The 16,289-nt window shown below is 58.8% G+C and carries 11 protein-coding genes and 1 pseudogene; 6 read left to right on the top strand and 6 right to left on the bottom strand.

All coding sequences use genetic code 11. The features are described from left to right. Positions 1-52: 52 nt before the first annotated feature. Positions 53-1,342, top strand: coding sequence for a TadE/TadG family type IV pilus assembly protein (locus RBH71_RS05605; RefSeq protein WP_038494024.1), 1,290 nt, complete (start codon positions 53-55; stop codon positions 1,340-1,342). A gap of 84 nt (positions 1,343-1,426) precedes the next feature. On the opposite strand, the gene RBH71_RS05600 is transcribed toward RBH71_RS05605, so the two are convergent. The 6 genes from RBH71_RS05600 to RBH71_RS05575 form a co-directional block, all read right to left on the bottom strand. After that, positions 1,427-3,421, bottom strand: coding sequence for an alpha-glucosidase (locus RBH71_RS05600; RefSeq protein ID WP_323687198.1), 1,995 nt, complete (start codon positions 3,419-3,421; stop codon positions 1,427-1,429). A 12-nt stretch (positions 3,422-3,433) separates the two neighbouring features. Then, positions 3,434-4,291 (bottom strand): carbohydrate ABC transporter permease, encoded by an 858-nt coding sequence (locus tag RBH71_RS05595; RefSeq protein WP_003500737.1) that lies wholly within the window; start codon positions 4,289-4,291, stop codon positions 3,434-3,436. 4 nt (positions 4,292-4,295) lie between these two features. After that, complete coding sequence (locus RBH71_RS05590) at positions 4,296-5,207, bottom strand: carbohydrate ABC transporter permease (RefSeq protein ID WP_003510821.1); 912 nt, start codon at positions 5,205-5,207, stop codon at positions 4,296-4,298. 174 nt (positions 5,208-5,381) lie between these two features. Then, positions 5,382-6,617 carry an ABC transporter substrate-binding protein gene (locus tag RBH71_RS05585; protein WP_323687197.1) on the bottom strand — a complete coding sequence of 412 codons (1,236 nt, stop codon included), beginning with the start codon at positions 6,615-6,617 and terminating at the stop codon, positions 5,382-5,384. Positions 6,618-6,671: 54 nt separating this feature from the next. Further along, positions 6,672-7,748 carry an ABC transporter ATP-binding protein gene (locus tag RBH71_RS05580; RefSeq protein ID WP_038495792.1) on the bottom strand — a complete coding sequence of 359 codons (1,077 nt, stop codon included), beginning with the start codon at positions 7,746-7,748 and terminating at the stop codon, positions 6,672-6,674. A gap of 332 nt (positions 7,749-8,080) precedes the next feature. Continuing rightward, a complete protein-coding gene (locus RBH71_RS05575; RefSeq protein WP_003510818.1) occupies positions 8,081-8,785 on the bottom strand; it encodes a GntR family transcriptional regulator in 705 nt (234 codons plus the stop codon). Between the two features lie 100 nt (positions 8,786-8,885). Here RBH71_RS05575 and RBH71_RS05570 point away from each other — a divergent pair, with 100 nt between their 5' ends. From RBH71_RS05570 to RBH71_RS05550, 5 genes and pseudogenes are all read left to right on the top strand, one after another. Further along, positions 8,886-10,043 (top strand): LLM class flavin-dependent oxidoreductase, encoded by a 1,158-nt coding sequence (locus RBH71_RS05570; RefSeq protein ID WP_003510817.1) that lies wholly within the window; start codon positions 8,886-8,888, stop codon positions 10,041-10,043. Beyond that, complete coding sequence (locus tag RBH71_RS05565) at positions 10,043-10,936, top strand: aldo/keto reductase (protein ID WP_019564643.1); 894 nt, start codon at positions 10,043-10,045, stop codon at positions 10,934-10,936. Before RBH71_RS05570 ends, RBH71_RS05565 begins: the two co-directional genes overlap by 1 nt. Continuing rightward, entirely contained in the window at positions 10,936-11,460 is a 525-nt protein-coding gene (locus RBH71_RS05560; RefSeq protein ID WP_038494015.1) for a flavin reductase family protein, read from the top strand. Before RBH71_RS05565 ends, RBH71_RS05560 begins: the two co-directional genes overlap by 1 nt. A 387-nt stretch (positions 11,461-11,847) precedes the next feature. Next, positions 11,848-15,660, top strand: a complete 3,813-nt coding sequence (locus tag RBH71_RS05555) for an autotransporter domain-containing protein (RefSeq protein ID WP_416349304.1) — start codon at positions 11,848-11,850, stop codon at positions 15,658-15,660. Further along, a pseudogene (locus tag RBH71_RS05550) lies at positions 15,660-16,243 on the top strand (invasion associated locus B family protein). The gene RBH71_RS05555 and the pseudogene RBH71_RS05550 overlap by 1 nt, the downstream one beginning before the upstream one ends. The last annotated feature ends 46 nt before the right edge of the window (positions 16,244-16,289 follow it).

The raw sequence follows: 16,289 nt of genomic DNA, 5'->3' as shown, positions 1-16,289 counted from the left end.
CTTTTCAATTCCGCTGTATTAGCTTCAGCTCCCAGATTGGTTGGGGGCGAACTTGAAAAACTTCTGGCGAGAGAAATCTGGAAATTTTGGCATTCTGACCGCGCTGCTCATGGTGCCTCTGTGCGGGGCTGCCGGTGTGGCGCTCGATATTACGCGCGGCATGTCGGTCAAAGCCGATCTGCAGCAGGCGGCGGATTCCGCGGCTCTGGCGGCAGTCGCCGATATGTCCGCAAGTGTTCAGGCGGCAAAGAAGATGTCGGGGGACGGTGTCATTCCCGTCGGCAATGAAGAAGCCCGGGCATTCTTCGATGGCAATCAGCGCGGCGACGCGGACTACACCATTACCTCTGTCGATGTCTCGGTGATCAAGCACGGCAATGTGGTCGAGTCGTCCGTCAGCTTCAAGGCGTCGGTCAGCACGACCCTCTCAGGGCTTCTGGGGAAGGATTTCGTTTCGGTTGCCGGCACGGCCACGGCCAAATACGAAACGGAAACCTTCAGCGATTTCTATCTTCTGCTTGATAATACGCCCTCCATGGGAGTGGGCGCGACACCCACGGATGTTGCCACCCTGGTTGCGAACACTGGCGATAAATGCGCTTTTGCCTGCCACATCGTGAAGGACGGCGTGGCAGACCCGAACAGCTATTACTTCAAGGCCAAGAAACTCGGGGTTACGACGCGTATCGACGTGGTTGCCAAGGCAACCGCCAGCCTGATGGACACGGCAAAGTCCACGCGCAAAAGCAGCAATCAATATCGCATGGCCGTCTATACCTTCGGGGAACGGGCGGAAGATACCAAGCTGCTTGAGGTCGTTTCGCTGACATCGGATCTGGACGCAGCAAAGAAAAAAGCTGGTGAAATCAACCTTATGTCAATCCCCTATCAGGGATACAACAACGACCAGCAAACAGATTTCGACCGGGCACTGATCCAGATTGGAGATAAGGTCGGCAGTTCGGGCACGGGCGCAAGCTCGGCGAACCCGGATAAGGTTATTTTCTTTGTTTCAGACGGGGTGGGCGACAGTTACAAGCCGTCCTCCTGTACGAAAAAACTGACGGGAGGCCGCTGTCAGGAGCCGATCGACATCAAAGACTGTACGAAACTGAAGGAAAAGGGTTTTCGTATCGCGGTGCTTTATACCACCTATCTGCCGCTGCCGACGAATGACTGGTATAATAGCTGGATCAAGCCCTTTCAGGCGGAAATCGGCTCACGCATGCAGAGCTGCGCTTCCCCGGGCCTGTATTTCGAAGTCAGCCCCTCCCAGGGCATCAGTGACGCGATGACGGTGCTGTTCAAGAAAGCCATTACATCACCACGCCTGACGGGCTGATGGCCGTTTAGCGAGGCCTGTTAGAGCATCGGTTGAACGCCGCAATATTTGCGGCGTTTTTTGAAATGGCCGGAAGGTGATGCTTCAAGCGATATTGCGAAGCTGTTCAAATAACGCAGTAAAGGGCGTTTCAGCGCGGTAGAACACAGCCGGCTGGCCTATCGGAGCCTCCACGGTGATCTCGTGCCCGCCAAAATACCGCGCGCCATTCCAAAGATGCATCCATTCCCCATCGCCCGGAAGGTAAAGCGTGCGCTGCGTCTCCCCCGCCTTCCACACTGGTGCGACCAGCATGTCGGCCCCATAGAGATAGCTGTCCTGAATGGCATAGGTCTGCCGGTCGTTCTCATGATGCAGGAAAAGCGGGCGCTGTACCGGCAGGCCGTTTTCGGCCGCTTCAGTGGAAAGCGATTTCAGATAGGGGGCGAGTGCGACATAGATTGCCGTCATGCGGGCAAAATGGCCAAGAACGGTCTCGTCCTGATCGATCTGGAGATTGTCGCGCGGGCGATTGCCCTCATGGGTTCGCATGACAGGAGTAAAGGCTGCCATCTCCGTCCAGCGCATGATGAGTTCCGGGGTTCTGACATTGCCGAACAGGCTGGTATAACCGCCAATATCGGAATGGTGATAGGCATTGCCGAGAAGACCGGAGGACAGCGCACCGCATATGACGGTGACGAGACCGTCATGGCGGGAAAAATCGACGGACTGGTCGCCGCCCCACAGCAGCGGGCAGTGGGCTTGCACACCGGTAAAGCCCGCCCGCATGAAGAACAGCGCTTCGCCGGTTTTGCCACGGCTTTCAACAGCCTTGGCGTTGACCTCTGCCCAGAGCGTCGGCCAGGCATTGTGCATCAGCTTGGCGTCGATGCCGTTCGATAGCGTGATGTCGATCGGCAGATATTCGCCGAAATCGGCCATCCAGCCGGAAAGGCCGAAATCCAGCATATTCTTGCCGATGATCTCTTCGGCAAACCACTCGGCTGCGGCCGGATTGGTGAAATCGACCACGCCACAATCGAACTCGCCGAAATCCACGAGCGCCGTCTTGCCGTCCGCGCCGGTGGCGAAATAACCGGCCGCCTCCGCCTCCGGAAAAAGCGGGCCGTCGACGCAGAGATAGGGGTTCACGTATCCCAGAAAACGAATGCCCTGATCGGCAAGCTCCGCGATCTTCTGACGCAAATGCGGATAACGCGCCTCATTGGCCTGCCAGTCCCAGAAGAGCCGGGCGCCGAATGATGTCTGGCGAAGCCCCACCCAGCCCTCGCACCACAGGCCGGAGACCTTGGTTCCGGCAGCGCGGATTTTTTCCAGCCGGGCAAAGGAGTTGGCGCCATCCTTTAACCCGATGATCGCGCCGCCATAGACCCACTCCGGCAGTTCCGGCTGGCGTCCGAACCGCAGCGAGAGGGCGGAAACGATATCGGTGAAACGATCGCCGGTGAAAAACTCGATCCTCTCGGGGATCGCCCATATCTCGACTTCATGGAAATCTTCGTTGCGGAAATCGAAGACCGAATAGGCGCTGGTTTCCACATGCAGCGCATATTTGCGCGACGACAGATAGGTCGGCTGCGGGTAATTGGTGTTGTAATAATCGCCACCCGCCTTGCCGCTGACGTCAGCCTTGAAGGTGATTTCAGCGGTCTTGTCGCGGCCGACACCGGGTTCGGAGGTCCAGAGCGGAAAGCGGCGGCCGCGCATGTCGAAATAGGACATCTGTTCGCCACCGCCCCAGACATGTTCGTCCTCATCTGCGATGATCCGCAGCCACAGCCGATTGATGGTTTCATCCAGCGCCGTGACCCTGATGGCATTTCCATCCAGGGCCAGATGAAGGCGTGCGGCCTGCCCGGGTGCGGAAGACAGCGTAACGCTGTCGCCACTGACTTCGGCGTGGCGGAGCGCAGTTCGTTCGATGACATAGTCCTCGATATCGAAATTGCCGCGATACATATCCATCCGCTCCTTGCCGAAACCGGCGAAGAAAGCCGGGTTCTCAGGCGAATGAGAAAGAATGGTGTGGCTGCCAATCGCAAGCGTGAAGCCGTCTCTGGTCTTTTCGAATTGCATGACTGTACCTGTTTAACCCTTGAGACCGCCGGCGGTGAGACCGGAGACGACGCGTTCCTGAAAGATGACGATCAGGATCGCAACCGGGACGATGCCGACCACCAGCGCCGCCGAGATGACGGGCCACGGGAAAGCGAACTCACCCTGGTAAAGCTGGATGCCGACCGGCAGCGTGCGCAGTGCCGGATTGGAATTGAAGGAAAGCGCCAGCAGGAATTCGTCCCAGGCGTTCACGAAAGCGAGAATGCCGGCGGTGAAGACGCCTGGCGCGCATAGCGGCACGACAACCTTGAACAGCGCGCCGATACGGGTGCAGCCATCAATCATGGCGGCGTTTTCCAGATCGCGCGGGATGCTTTCGAAGAAGGACACCAGCATCAGCGTGCAGACCGGCAGGGAGAGCACGGTGTAAGGCAGTATAAGAGCGGTCCAGCTATTGAGCAGGTTGAGCGCACGCATGATCTCGAACAGAGGCACCAGCAGCGTTACCAGCGGGAATGTGGAAACGGCGATGATGAGCGAGAGGATCAGCGCCCGGTACTTGAGATCGAGCCGCGCCAGCGCATAGGCTGCCAGCACCGAAATCAGAATTGTGAGTGCGGTGGAAAGCAGCGCGACCATGAAGCTGTTGAACAGGAAGAGGTGCAACGGCTGGTCGGAAAAGGCCTGCATGTAATTGGCAAGCGTCGGCGCATGCGGAAACCATGTGATCGGTTTCACAGTCAGTTCCGCTTCAGTTTTCAGCGAGGTGAACAGGATCCATATTGCCGGAAACAGGCCGTTGACCAGCAATATGGAGGCCGCAATGAAGCGCAGCGGCTTGCCGGAGAAGAAGGAGGACAGACCGGAGGAGGTCGCAACGGTGCTCATGGGATCAGTCCTTCGTCCTGATAATGCGGAGATAAACGGCAGTGACGCACATGGAGAGCGCAAACATCATGACCGCCAGTGCCGAACCGTAACCGAGATCGAGGAAGGAAACAGTGTTCTGGTGAATGTACATGGCGAGCGTCGTGGTTGATGTGCCGGGGCCGCCGCCGGTCATCATGTATGGAATATCAAAAGTCTGCAGCGCCGTAATCGTACGGAAGATGAGAGCAACGACGATCGACGGCTTTAGGAGCGGCAGCGTGATCTCGAAGAACTGCCTGAGCTTGCCGGCGCCATCCACATCGGCGGCTTCATAGAGCGAGCGCGGAATGGTTTGCAGCCCTGCAAGGATCATCAGTGCCATGAAGGAGGAGGTCTTCCAGATGATCGTCAGGCAGATGGCTGCGAAGGCCCAGTTCGGCGAGTTGAACCAGATGATGCCTTCAAAGCCCAGCCGGTTCAGCACATCGTTGACCACGCCGTATTCGTAGTGGAAAAACCACGCGAAGATGAGGCCGGCGAACGACAGAGGCAGCGCCCAGGGGATGAGCAGTGACAGGCGCATCGGCCATTGCATCGAAAACGGCAGGTTGGCGAGGAGCGCAAGGCCCAGGCCCATGAACAGCGCTCCAGGCACCGTTATCAGCGTTATCAGCACCGTATTCCAGGTCGTTTCCCAGAAAATCGGGTCATCGAGCATCGCCGTGTAGTTTTCAAAGCCGATGAATTCCGCCGGCAGGCCCGATGTCAGCGAAAGGCTGAAAAACGAGGTGTATACGAGACGCGCCACCGGATAGACGATGATAAGCGAAAGAAGAATGGCTGCAGGCGCCAGCAAAAGCACGGCAAGCGACCGGTCACCGAGATCGAGCCACCGCGTCCAGCGCGGCTGCGGTTTCTCGTCCACCCTGACCATTGTTCTCTCCGGCATCGTCACGTCTGCCACTCCCGCAACTGAATTCACGTCATCGTCTCCCGATCAGACCGGTTAAGTCCCGGCCCGTTTATCGCGCCGTTCAGGCGATTTTCACTGGTTCGGCCAAACGGGCCGGCAACGGCATGTCCTGCATGCCGTCCCCGGCCACAGGGCTTAGCGCAATACGCGGCGCAGACGGCTTTCCATCTGCTTTGCGCCGTCTTCCGGCGACATCACGCCCGCAAGCACGCCATTGACGGTGGTGCGGATCGTTTCGCTGACCTCGTTGTAACGCGGTGTGACCGGACGGGCCTTTGCCGTTTCAACAACCGGAAGAGCATCCGCAAACCAAGGGATGGACTTGGTCACATCAGCATCCTTGTAGAGCGAGGCATAGGTGGGCAGCAGCGCGGCATTGATGGCCATGAACTTCGAAACATCCTGGCTGGACAGATATTCCACCAGTTTCTTGGCTTCGTCCTGCTGCTTGGAATAGGCGGAAACGCCGAATTCCCAGCCGCCGAGGCACGTCGTCTGCTCTCCGCCCTTGACGGCCGGCAACCGGGCGACGCCAACCTTGTCGTTCACTTGGGATTCCTTGCCCTGAAAATGGGTCCAGGCGTAGGACCAGTTGACGGCGAAGAGAACCTTGCCCGCCTGGAATTCCTTGCGCGTGTCGTCGGTCGCCACTTCGGAAATGTTCTTCTTGGAAATGCCTTCGTCGACGAAGCTCTTCCAGAGCTTCAGCAAATCCACGGCCGCCTGATTGTCGAAATTCAGCTTGCCGTTTTGAACCAGCGACTTGCCTTCGCTCCAGTAGGGCAGCAGGAACGTGCATACCGCACCTTCGATGGCCTTACCCTGGAAGGAGAGGCCCTGAAGTTCGGGGTTCTTTTCGCCCTCCATCACCTTTTTTGAGGCTTCCTTCAGCTCATCCCAGGTGGTCGGCGGCTGGATGCCGTATTTGTCCAGCAAGTCCTTGCGATAGTAAAGGAACATGGAATCGGCGAACGCCGGCAGCGCCACGATCTTGCCGTTCACGGTGTTTGCTTCTGCATAGGTCGGCAGGTAGGCGGACAAGTCTTTGCCGGAGAAATCGCTGGTCCAGCCAGCGGTTGCGAACTGTGCGGGACGGATGACATCGAGCATCAGCACGTCGAGGCTTGAATCCTTGGCAGACATGACGGTGTTGAGATATTGCGCCTGCATTTCGGAGGTGTTACCGCCGGTCTCGATCACGACTTTCACGCCCGGCGTCTTCGCCTCATATTGATCGAGCGCCTTGCGCCACACATCGGGTTGATGCTGGCTGGAAACGAAGATTTTGAGTTCGGCGTCGGCAAAGGCCTGTCCCGAAAAGCTGAGCATCGTTGCGCAGAGCGCCGCTCCCGTAAGGGCTTTGAATTTCATGTTTTCCTCCCGTTATTGAAATCTTGAAGCCGGGCCGGTGGCGGCCCGATCCTGTCACTGAATGGAGCGTTCCGTCGTCACGTCGAACAGGTGCACCTTCGATGGGTCGAGGCCGATCTTCAGTTCCTCATTCGGAGCCGGTTTCATCTCTGGCGGCATTCTCGCCGTCAGCGCCGCATCACCGAGGGTGAAATGCACCAGCGTATCCGACCCCAAAGGCTCCACCACCTGCACCTTGACGGAGAGCTGTGTGTCAAATCCCCCGGCGGGACCGAAATGTTCAGGGCGAATGCCGACGATGACCTCCCGTCCATCGAGCGCCGTTTCACGGGACGGTCTGATTGCTGCCAGTGGAAGAGAGTTGCCGTCCGTAAATGTCAGCCTGTCGCCGGTCACTCTGGCGCGAGCGAAATTCATGGCAGGCGCACCGACGAAACCGCCGACGAACACGCTTTCCGGACGGTTATAGACCTCGTCCGGCGTGCCCACCTGCTCGATATCGCCGCCGCGCAGAATGACGATGCGGTCAGCCAGCGTCATCGCCTCCACCTGATCATGCGTAACGTAGATGATGGTGGTGCCGAGCTGCTGGTGCAGGCGCTTGATTTCCGTGCGAACCTGTCCGCGCAGTTTTGCGTCGAGGTTGGAAAGCGGCTCGTCGAACAGAAACACCTGCGGGCGGCGCACGATGGCGCGACCCATGGCCACGCGCTGGCGCTGGCCGCCGGAAAGCTGGCCCGGACGACGGTCCAGCAGATGGCTGATGCCCAGCATATTCGCTGCCTCATCAATGCTGGCATTGGCCTGCGAGGCGCTTACACCACGTACCTTCAGGCTGAAACCCATGTTTTCACGCACAGTCTTGTGCGGGTAAAGCGCGTAGTCCTGAAACACCATGGCGATGTCACGCTCGCGCGGCGGCAGTTTGTTGACAACGCGGTCGCCGATCATCACCTCACCGCCGCTGATGCTTTCCAGCCCGGCGACCATGCGCAACGTCGTGGATTTTCCGCAGCCGGAGGGGCCGACGAAAACCACGAATTCACCATCGTTGATTTCAAGGTCGATACCCTTGACGATGCGCAGGGAACCGTAACTCTTGTCCAGCTTGCGCAGGCTGACTGAAGCCATCTTTTCCTCCTCACGTCCGGGGCGTCCAAAATCGGATGAACGCAAACCCGGCATCAACCTTCAAATCCACGCATCGCTTTTCGAAAAAATCATCCCGATCGTCCGGCGATATCGTGGGACGGCCAAACGCCTGTCTCCCTAGGCCCGTGATATTACCTTTCGTCAAAAGGAAATCAATAGTGTATCAATTTTATTTCTGACAGAAATCAAAAACCGGCAAAGCTTTGATTTGTAGAAATATTTCAACGAAAACCCCGGCGTGGCAGGTCGCGGCTTCCTTGCCTGTGGTCAATTTTCTCTGTCCATGTGGATCACGCGAATTTCGTGCGTTTTCAACGTATGCGTGAAACGTACCGTGCGACGGTGTGGTCGAACCATGTCCATGAGACTTCAGCTACGGCTCCGTCCTGACCCTGGCTCAGGCGAAGGACCCGCGGCACCGACGCGCCGGGTTTCTGGCCGAATTGTGCAGGCGCCCATTCTGGCACTTCCCCGAGGTCGATGCGGTCTTCTGCCTTCGATATCCAGAGATTGAGGCGGGTGCGATAATAGAGATAGAGCGATTCCGACAGGTTCTCGATGGTAATCGTGTCGACATAGGAACCGTCTAGCCAGATCTCCTCGATTGCCGCTGGTTTCCCCGCGATACGCCTCAGGCGGCGGATGCGGTGGCCTTCCGGCGATGTGCCAAAGGCGGGCAGGGTGGATGGCTTGGCAAGGCGCGCAACATCCAGCACCTCCGCCGTTGGCAGGCCACCGCCCTCGATCATCTCTAGCCGGAAGAAGGCATAAACGCTCTGGGGATCGCTGACCGCGCGGATATAATTGCCGGAACCCTGCACACGCTCCAGCAGTCCACGCTCCTGCAACTCCGCAAGCGCCTTGCGAAGCGTGCCGACCGCAATGCCGAGATCGGCTGCCATATCCCTTTCGGGAGCAAGCTTTTCACCATCTGTCAGACGGCCCGCAGCGACTTCGCGCACCAGCATTTCGGCGATCTGCAAATACATAGGCAGGCTGCCGCCCGTGTGTTTCATGATGCCATCCCCTCCGCAAAACAAAAATTGATACATCATTGATTTACATATTTCTTGATGTTATGCAAGAAAAACGAGAGCGGCCTTGAGGAGGAATTGCATGACCGTCGTACCCGTTACATCCGCTGATCTCGATGCTGCCGAGGTCTCCTGGTTTTCTGCCCTTTGTTCCGATGATTACGCCTATCTGGGCGTGCCGGATGGTAGCCTGCGCTCCAGCTTCGAACATTGCTCGGATATCGTCAAAAAGGCCGAGGAACTCGGTTTTCGTAACATTCTCTGCCCCTCTTCCTATCAGGTCGGCCAGGACACGTTGAGCTTCGTGGCAGGTTGCGCTCCGATCAGTGACCGCATCAATTTCCTTGCTGCAATCCGTTGCGGCGAAATGCAGCCGATCATGCTGGCGCGTACGGTGGCGACGCTCGATCACATGCTGAAGGGCCGCCTGACGCTCAACGTCATCAGCTCCGATTTTCCCGGCGAGGTGGCTGACAGCGCGTTTCGCTACAAACGCAGCCATGAAGTCGTGCAGATTTTGCGCCAGGCCTGGACCCGTGACACGATTGACCATGACGGCGAGATATACCAATTCAAGGGTGTCTCCACCGAGCCTGCACGTCCGTACCAGCAGAACGGCGGTCCGCTGCTCTATTTCGGCGGTTATTCGCCGGATGCGCTGGAGCTGTGCGGCGCGCAATGCGACGTGTATCTGATGTGGCCCGAAACGAAAGACCAGCTCGCAGACCGCATGCGCGCTGCCCATGAGCGTGCCGCAGCCCATGGCCGCACGCTGGATTACGGCCTGCGAGTCCACATGGTCGTGCGCGATACCGAACAGGAAGCGCGTGAATATGCCGAGCATCTGGTTTCGAAGCTCGACGACGAATATGGCCAGCTAATCCGCAACCGCGCCCACGACAGCGGCTCACTCGGTGTGTCGCATCAGGCGCGGGCCCGGGAACTGGCCGACAAGTTCGGTTATGTCGAACCCAACCTGTGGACCGGCATCGGCCGGGCGCGCTCCGGCTGTGGTGCAGCGCTCGTCGGCTCCACCGACAAGGTCCTTTCGGCGCTGGAGGAATACCAGAAAATGGGTATTCGCGCCTTCATCCTCTCGGGTTATCCGCATCTCGACGAGGCTGAACACTTCGGAACCAAGGTCCTGCCGCAAATGAAAACCTGCTCCCTGCCGCATGCATACGGCCGGGTGCCTTCTGAAACACCTGCCACGCCGCTGGGCAACGGGGAACGCCACTGATGGAACGTATCGCTCTTTCTGAAAACCTGGAACTTAGCCGCATCGTTTACGGCATGTGGCGCATCGGCGACGATGCTGATACTTCGCCTTCCCATGTACAGGCAAAGATCGAAGCCTGCCTGGCGCAGGGCATCACCACCATGGATCAGGCTGATATATACGGTGGATACACGGCGGAAGCCATTCTGGGTGCCGGCCTCAAGGCAGCTCCATCCCTTCGCGACAAGATCGAGATCGTGACGAAATGCGGCATCGTGGCGCCAGCCGGGCGTCACTCAGCCGCCCGTGTCAAGCATTACGATACCACGGCTGGCCATATCAACGCTTCAGTCGAGGCCTCCTTGCGTGACATGGGCACAGATCATGTCGATCTGTTGCTGATCCACCGGCCCGATCCGCTGATCGATCCCGAAGAAACCGGCAAGGCGCTCGATGCACTGGTAGCGTCCGGCAAGGTCAAGGCCGTGGGCGTTTCCAATTTTCGCCCTTGGGATTTCTCCCTGCTGCAATCGGCTATGAGCAATAGGCTGGTTACGAACCAGATCGAAATGAGCTTGCTTGCTACCGATAGCTTCACCAATGGCGATCTGGCCTTCCTGCAGGAAAAGCGCGTTTCACCAATGGCATGGTCGCCGCTTGGCGGCGGTTCGCTGTTTTCCGGTGCGCATGGTGGAACCATGGCTGCCCTGCAGCGCATCGGCAACGAGCAGGGTGTCGATGCCACTGCCGTTGCCATCGCCTGGCTGCTGCGGCATCCGGCAAAGATCGTGCCCGTGCTCGGCACCAACAATATTCAGCGCATAAAAACGGCGGCCGATGCCCTGCGCGTCACCATCGACCGCCAGACATGGTTTGAGCTTTACACACTTGCAATTGGAAGCGAGGTGCCGTGATGACAGTCGCAGAAGCGATCAAAATGCCCAATGAGCACGTATTTGTTCCCGGCGGCGAAAACAGCCGCAGCTTTCGCAATGCGCTCGGCGCTTTCACCACCGGCGTGACGGTGGTGACGGCAACGACGCCCGAAGGGCCGATCGGTATGACGGTCAACAGCTTCGCGTCGGTATCGCTCGATCCGCCGCTGGTGCTGTGGTCGCCTGCCAAAAATTCATCGCGCTATCCGGCCTTCAGCGGCGCAACGCATTTCGCCATCCATGTGCTGAGCGCAGATCAGGACGTGCTGAGCGCCCGCTTCACCCGCAGCGGCCGCGCATTTGACGATCTTGACTGGGAAATCAACGACGAGGGCGTTCCGGTCATTCCGGGCACGCTCGCCCGTTTCGAATGCCGGCAGGCGGCAGCCCATGATGCGGGCGATCACACCATCATCGTCGGCGAAGTGCTGCGTGCCGCCCACCGCGATGGCGATCCCCTGTGCTTTTCAGGCGGAGCCTTCGGGCGGTTTTCAAAGCAGTAGGCAGAACGGGATTTTCCCGTTCGATCTCGGCAGAGATTTACTCCAGCCATCTGTTGCTTATTTAACGGAGCACGCCTGTCGTGCTCCGTTTTTGTTTCGTCTGTCAGTAAAAACCACGCTTTGCGCTGTTCATACTGGAAATCATCTTTCAAACTGGCGTAGTTGATCTGATTCAAAAAATGATTCGCTCGATCAAAGGAAGACCGCAAGTCGCGCGGGTTAGGGAGACTGAATGTCCGCTTGTTTCTGCCATGTTTCGGAAGGGGAAACCTGTCCGACAGCGGAAATGCGTGCCTTGACGCCAAGCAGGCTTTTCGTCTGCGGGACGGCGGGTCTTTTTTCTTTATATTTTCGCTTGCCGCTACATCGGAGGCTATCGCCGAAACGTTGCTCTGGACGGGGTCCGATGGGGGTGACTGGTTTACCGACGCGGACTGGGGTCCGTCGCGCCGCGTGCCTGGTGCCAGCGATGATGTGATGATCGATACCTACGGGCCGGTCATTACGATAGGGACGAGCGCCAAAGCCCGTGAATTGTTGATAGGCACCGCGCCAGGGGCCGGCACGCTGGTAGTGCAGGGCGGCTTGCAGACAGATTCAGTTTTTCTCGGCGCTGTCAGTGGCGCGTCCGGCACGGCAAGTTTCATCGGTGCGAAATGGCAGAATGACGGTGATGTCTCCATCGGTGGCAGCGGCGTGGGTAACCTTTCCCTTTTGCACGGCACGACGGCATCGTCGAAGAACGTCCTTATTGGCGGAAGCGGGACTGGAAATGGCTCCCTCAAGCTCGATAACTCTTCCACTCTCACGACTTCCGACACCGTTTTTGTGAGCGGGTCGTCTTCCGGAGCTGGCGGCGGTGGAAATCTGGAGGTGCTCGGCGCCAGCGAGCTTTACAGCGCGAGAGGCGTTCTGGCCGAAGACCTCGGCACGACGGGAACCGCGCTGGTTTCCGGTGAAGACAGCCACTGGACCATGTCCGGGGATATGGTCGTTGGCGAAGCAGGCGTTGGTAAGCTCACCGTAACCGGTGGCGGCACGGTCATCAGTCAGACAACGACGGTGATTGCAAATCTGGCTTCTGCGGACGGAAGTTCCGTGACGGTAAGCCGTCTGGGCTCCGCGCTGCAAAGCGGCGGATCGCTCGTCGTTGGCAATTCTGGAGCTGCAACGCTTCTCGTAGAGGCCGCAGGGACCGTAACCAGTGGCGAGGCCATTATCGGTCGCCACTCGGTGAGTGAGGCGACCGTGACCGGCGACGGCTCCAACTGGAGGACCGGCAATCTGCAGATCGGCGGCGACACCGCCGATCTGGGCGGTGCCGCTGGCAACGGCAAGCTCAACGTCCTGGCAGGTGGCTCCGTTGATAGTACGACGGCGCGGCTTGGCGTTGTGGCGGGTGCAACGGGCGCTGCCGCCGTGGATGGGCAGGGCTCGGTCTGGACAGTCAACCGTGGCGATCTCGAGGTGGGGGTAAATGGCACGGGTTCGCTGGCGGTCACGGGCGGCGGCCTTGTCGATGCAGCGAATATCATCATCGGAACAAATGCCGGTGGTACTGGTTCCGCCCGGGTATCCGGCGCAGGCAGCAAATTGCAAAGCCGCGCCGATCTCAATGTCGGCCTTGACGGCAACGGTTCCATGACCGTCGAGGCCGGTGGCACGGTGCAAAGCCGCGACGGCTATGTTGCGTCCCATGGCGGTTCCACTTCCACCGTAACGGTGGCGGGCGACGGATCGAGCTGGGCGATGACCGGAACGTTTTTTGTCGGATACGGAGGCGGGACTACAGGAAATATGTCGGTCAGCGCCGGCGGCGGTATCAAAGCTGCCAAGGTGATGCTAGGTGATCTTGGCGGTTCCTCCGGCACGATGACGATCACAGGAGCGGGTTCGAACGTCACCGCTTATATCGACAACGGCGTTGTGAACTCCGGCTCCGTCGATGTGGGTTTTGAAGGTTCCGGAAGCTTGACCGTTACGAATGGCGGATCGCTTGATGCCTATGATCTCTATGCGGGCAGTGCGGCGGGATCGAATGGAAACGTTCTGGTCAGCGGTGTGGGATCGCGCGTTGCGGTTGGCAATCTCATGGTCGTTGGCGATGCCGGAAACGGTTCCGTGGAGATAACCGGCGGAGCCTCGCTGGCTGCGCCCACTATTCTCATTGCCGCATCGGCGGGTTCCACAGGCGTGCTCAACATCGGAGCTGCCGCGGGCCAAACCGCCCGCTCAGCCGGTGCGTTGGAAGCGCGCACGATTGCTTTCGGTGCAGGCAACGGCAGCATCGTCTTCAACCATTCCGAGACCGGCTATATACTCTCAGCCGATATTTCAGGTGCGGGCAAAGTCGTTGCCGAAGCTGGCGTCACAACGCTTGGCGGCAATAACAGCTATTACGGCGGCACCACGATTTCCTCCGGCACGCTGAAAGGCACCTCAAAAAGTTTCGGCTCGGGCGGCATCGCCAATGATGCGCAACTCGTTGTCGATGGTGCCGGCACGCTTTCCAATGCCATCAGCGGTACTGGCACCTTTGAAAAGACCGGCGATGGTAATCTGGTCTTGACCGGAAATAGTACCTATACGGGCACCACTGCGGTTTCCTCTGGAAAGCTCAGCGTCAATGGTTCGGTTGCAAGCGCTGTTTCGGTCGGTACCGGTGCCACACTCGGCGGCTCCGGCACCATCGGCGGCCTGACCGTCGGCTCGGGTGGCACGCTCGCGCCCGGCAATTCGATCGGCACGCTGGCTTCCACGGGCAGCGCAACATTTGCTAGTGGCTCTCGCTATGAGGTTGAAATCGACGCCGCCGGCAATTCCGACAGGCTTGCCGTGACCGGAACTATCACCATCGACAATGATGTCAGTCTTGTCGTTACGTCGCTGGCGAACCAAACTGCCTATAGCCTCAGCACCCGCTACACGATCCTGACGGCAACGGGCGGAATTACCGGTACGTTTTCAAATGTCGGCGAAAATTTCGCCTATCTGACCGCAAGGGTAGCCCGGAGTGCCGACGACGGCAGCACCTATCTTTCCTTCGCCCGGGCATCACCGGATGCCGGCTTTTTGGCCGCTGAAACATCGACGGCCAATGCGCGCGGGGCCGCCAACGCCATAGAGGCGCTTGGGGAAAGCTCGCCGCTCTACGAGGCGGCCGTGTTTCTGCAGCAGGGCGAAACCCAATCCGCCTTCGCGCAGCTTGCCGGGGAAATTCATCCCTCGCTTGCCATGGCTTTGATCAACCGCAGCCAACTCACCCGCGATGTCATTCTCAACCGGCTGCGCAGTGCTTTCGAAGGTGTCGATGCGCGCCCGATCCTGCCGGTCGCCTATGCTGAAGGCGGATCAAACCCGTTTGACATTGACGAGGGTTCACTCACGTTCTGGTCCAGTGGTTTCGGCTCTCGCGGCCGCATCGATGGCGATGGAAACGGCGCATCGGCCGACATGAAGGGCGGCGGCGTCCTCTTTGGTATTGACGGAGATTTGGCTGATGGCTGGCGTGCCGGGGTGGCCGCCGGATACGGCCGCGATGTGATCAGCCAGGGTTCTCCTGCGGCATCTGCTGACGTGGACAGCTACTATGTGGCGGGTTATGCGGGCAAAACAATTGGCCCTGCATCCCTGCGTCTTGGTGCAACCCACGCCTTTCAGGATGTCGAAACGCGCCGGGCGGTTTCCTTTTCAACATTGAAGGAGGACCTAACCGCTGGTTACGACGCTTCCACCACGCAGGTCTTTGCCGAAGCCGCCTGGCGGTTCGATTTCGATCTCACCCATATCGAGCCTTACGCCAATATCGCTTACGTGAATACGCGGACGGATGCTTTCCGGGAGATGGGCGGTATCGCCGCCGTCTCTTCGGGTGCCGTCAGCCACGACGAGTTTTATTCGACGCTCGGGGCGCGCATCAGCCGTGACATTGCGTTGGAGGGGATGCTTGGACGCGCGATGCTCGATATCGGGTGGCGTCATGCCTATGGCGATCCGATGATGGAGAGTGCACTGTTCTACGATGGTGGCAGTGCGTTTTCTGTGACAAGTGCTGCCATGGCGCGCGACGTGGCATTGATCAATCTGGGGCTTAGCTACAATCTCAACCCATCCGCCACCTTGACATTCCGTTACGGCGCGGTTTTTGGCGCGGGTCTTCTGGATCAATCTGCTTCAGCCCAACTTGGAGTTCGTTTCTGATGAAGCGCAGTCAAAACACGCTTTGGAAAACGGCTCTCACGGTGTTCCTGTCCGCCGGTTTGGTGGCAGGCGGTGCTCCCGCGCAAGATGCAGAAAAAAGGCGGACGCGCCGTTGCGTGAGGTTCACGGGAGTTGGCAGCTTGCTTGCGTCGCGCCTGCGAAAAAAGATGATAATGACGCCAGTAAGCCGGTGGCGGAGACGGCAAAACCGCTCTGCGCCATCGCTCAGGTCCAGCTTGAGGAGAAGACACGCAAACTGGTCGTCTCCGTCGAGTTCCGGCTTGATGATGTCGGGACGCCGGGTAAGCTTTCCGGCACCGTGGTCATGCCTTTCGGCCTTGCCGTCACAAAGCTGTTTTCGGTAAAATCCGGAAATGTGCGGTTGCAGGAAGTTCAGGTCAGCACGTGTCTGCCCGTGGGCTGCATCGTTTCCTTCACGCCGTTCGTCGAACTTGTAACCGCGCTGAAGGCCGGACAAACCCTGACAATAGAGGCCCCCGATCTGCAGGGCCGAACGGTTTCGTTCCAGTTGCAGGGACAGGGATTTTCCGAGGCACTGGAGCGCCTCGGAAGCTTGCATTAGAGCATTTCCGGTAGAAACCGCATCGCGGTTTGTGTCCGGAAATGCG

Source organism: Rhizobium sp. AN68 (assembly GCF_030758035.1).
Taxonomy (GTDB): Bacteria; Pseudomonadota; Alphaproteobacteria; order Rhizobiales; family Rhizobiaceae; genus Agrobacterium; species Agrobacterium tumefaciens.
Note: the sequence above shows the minus strand (reverse complement) of the source record. Positions and strands in the feature narration are given on the sequence as shown.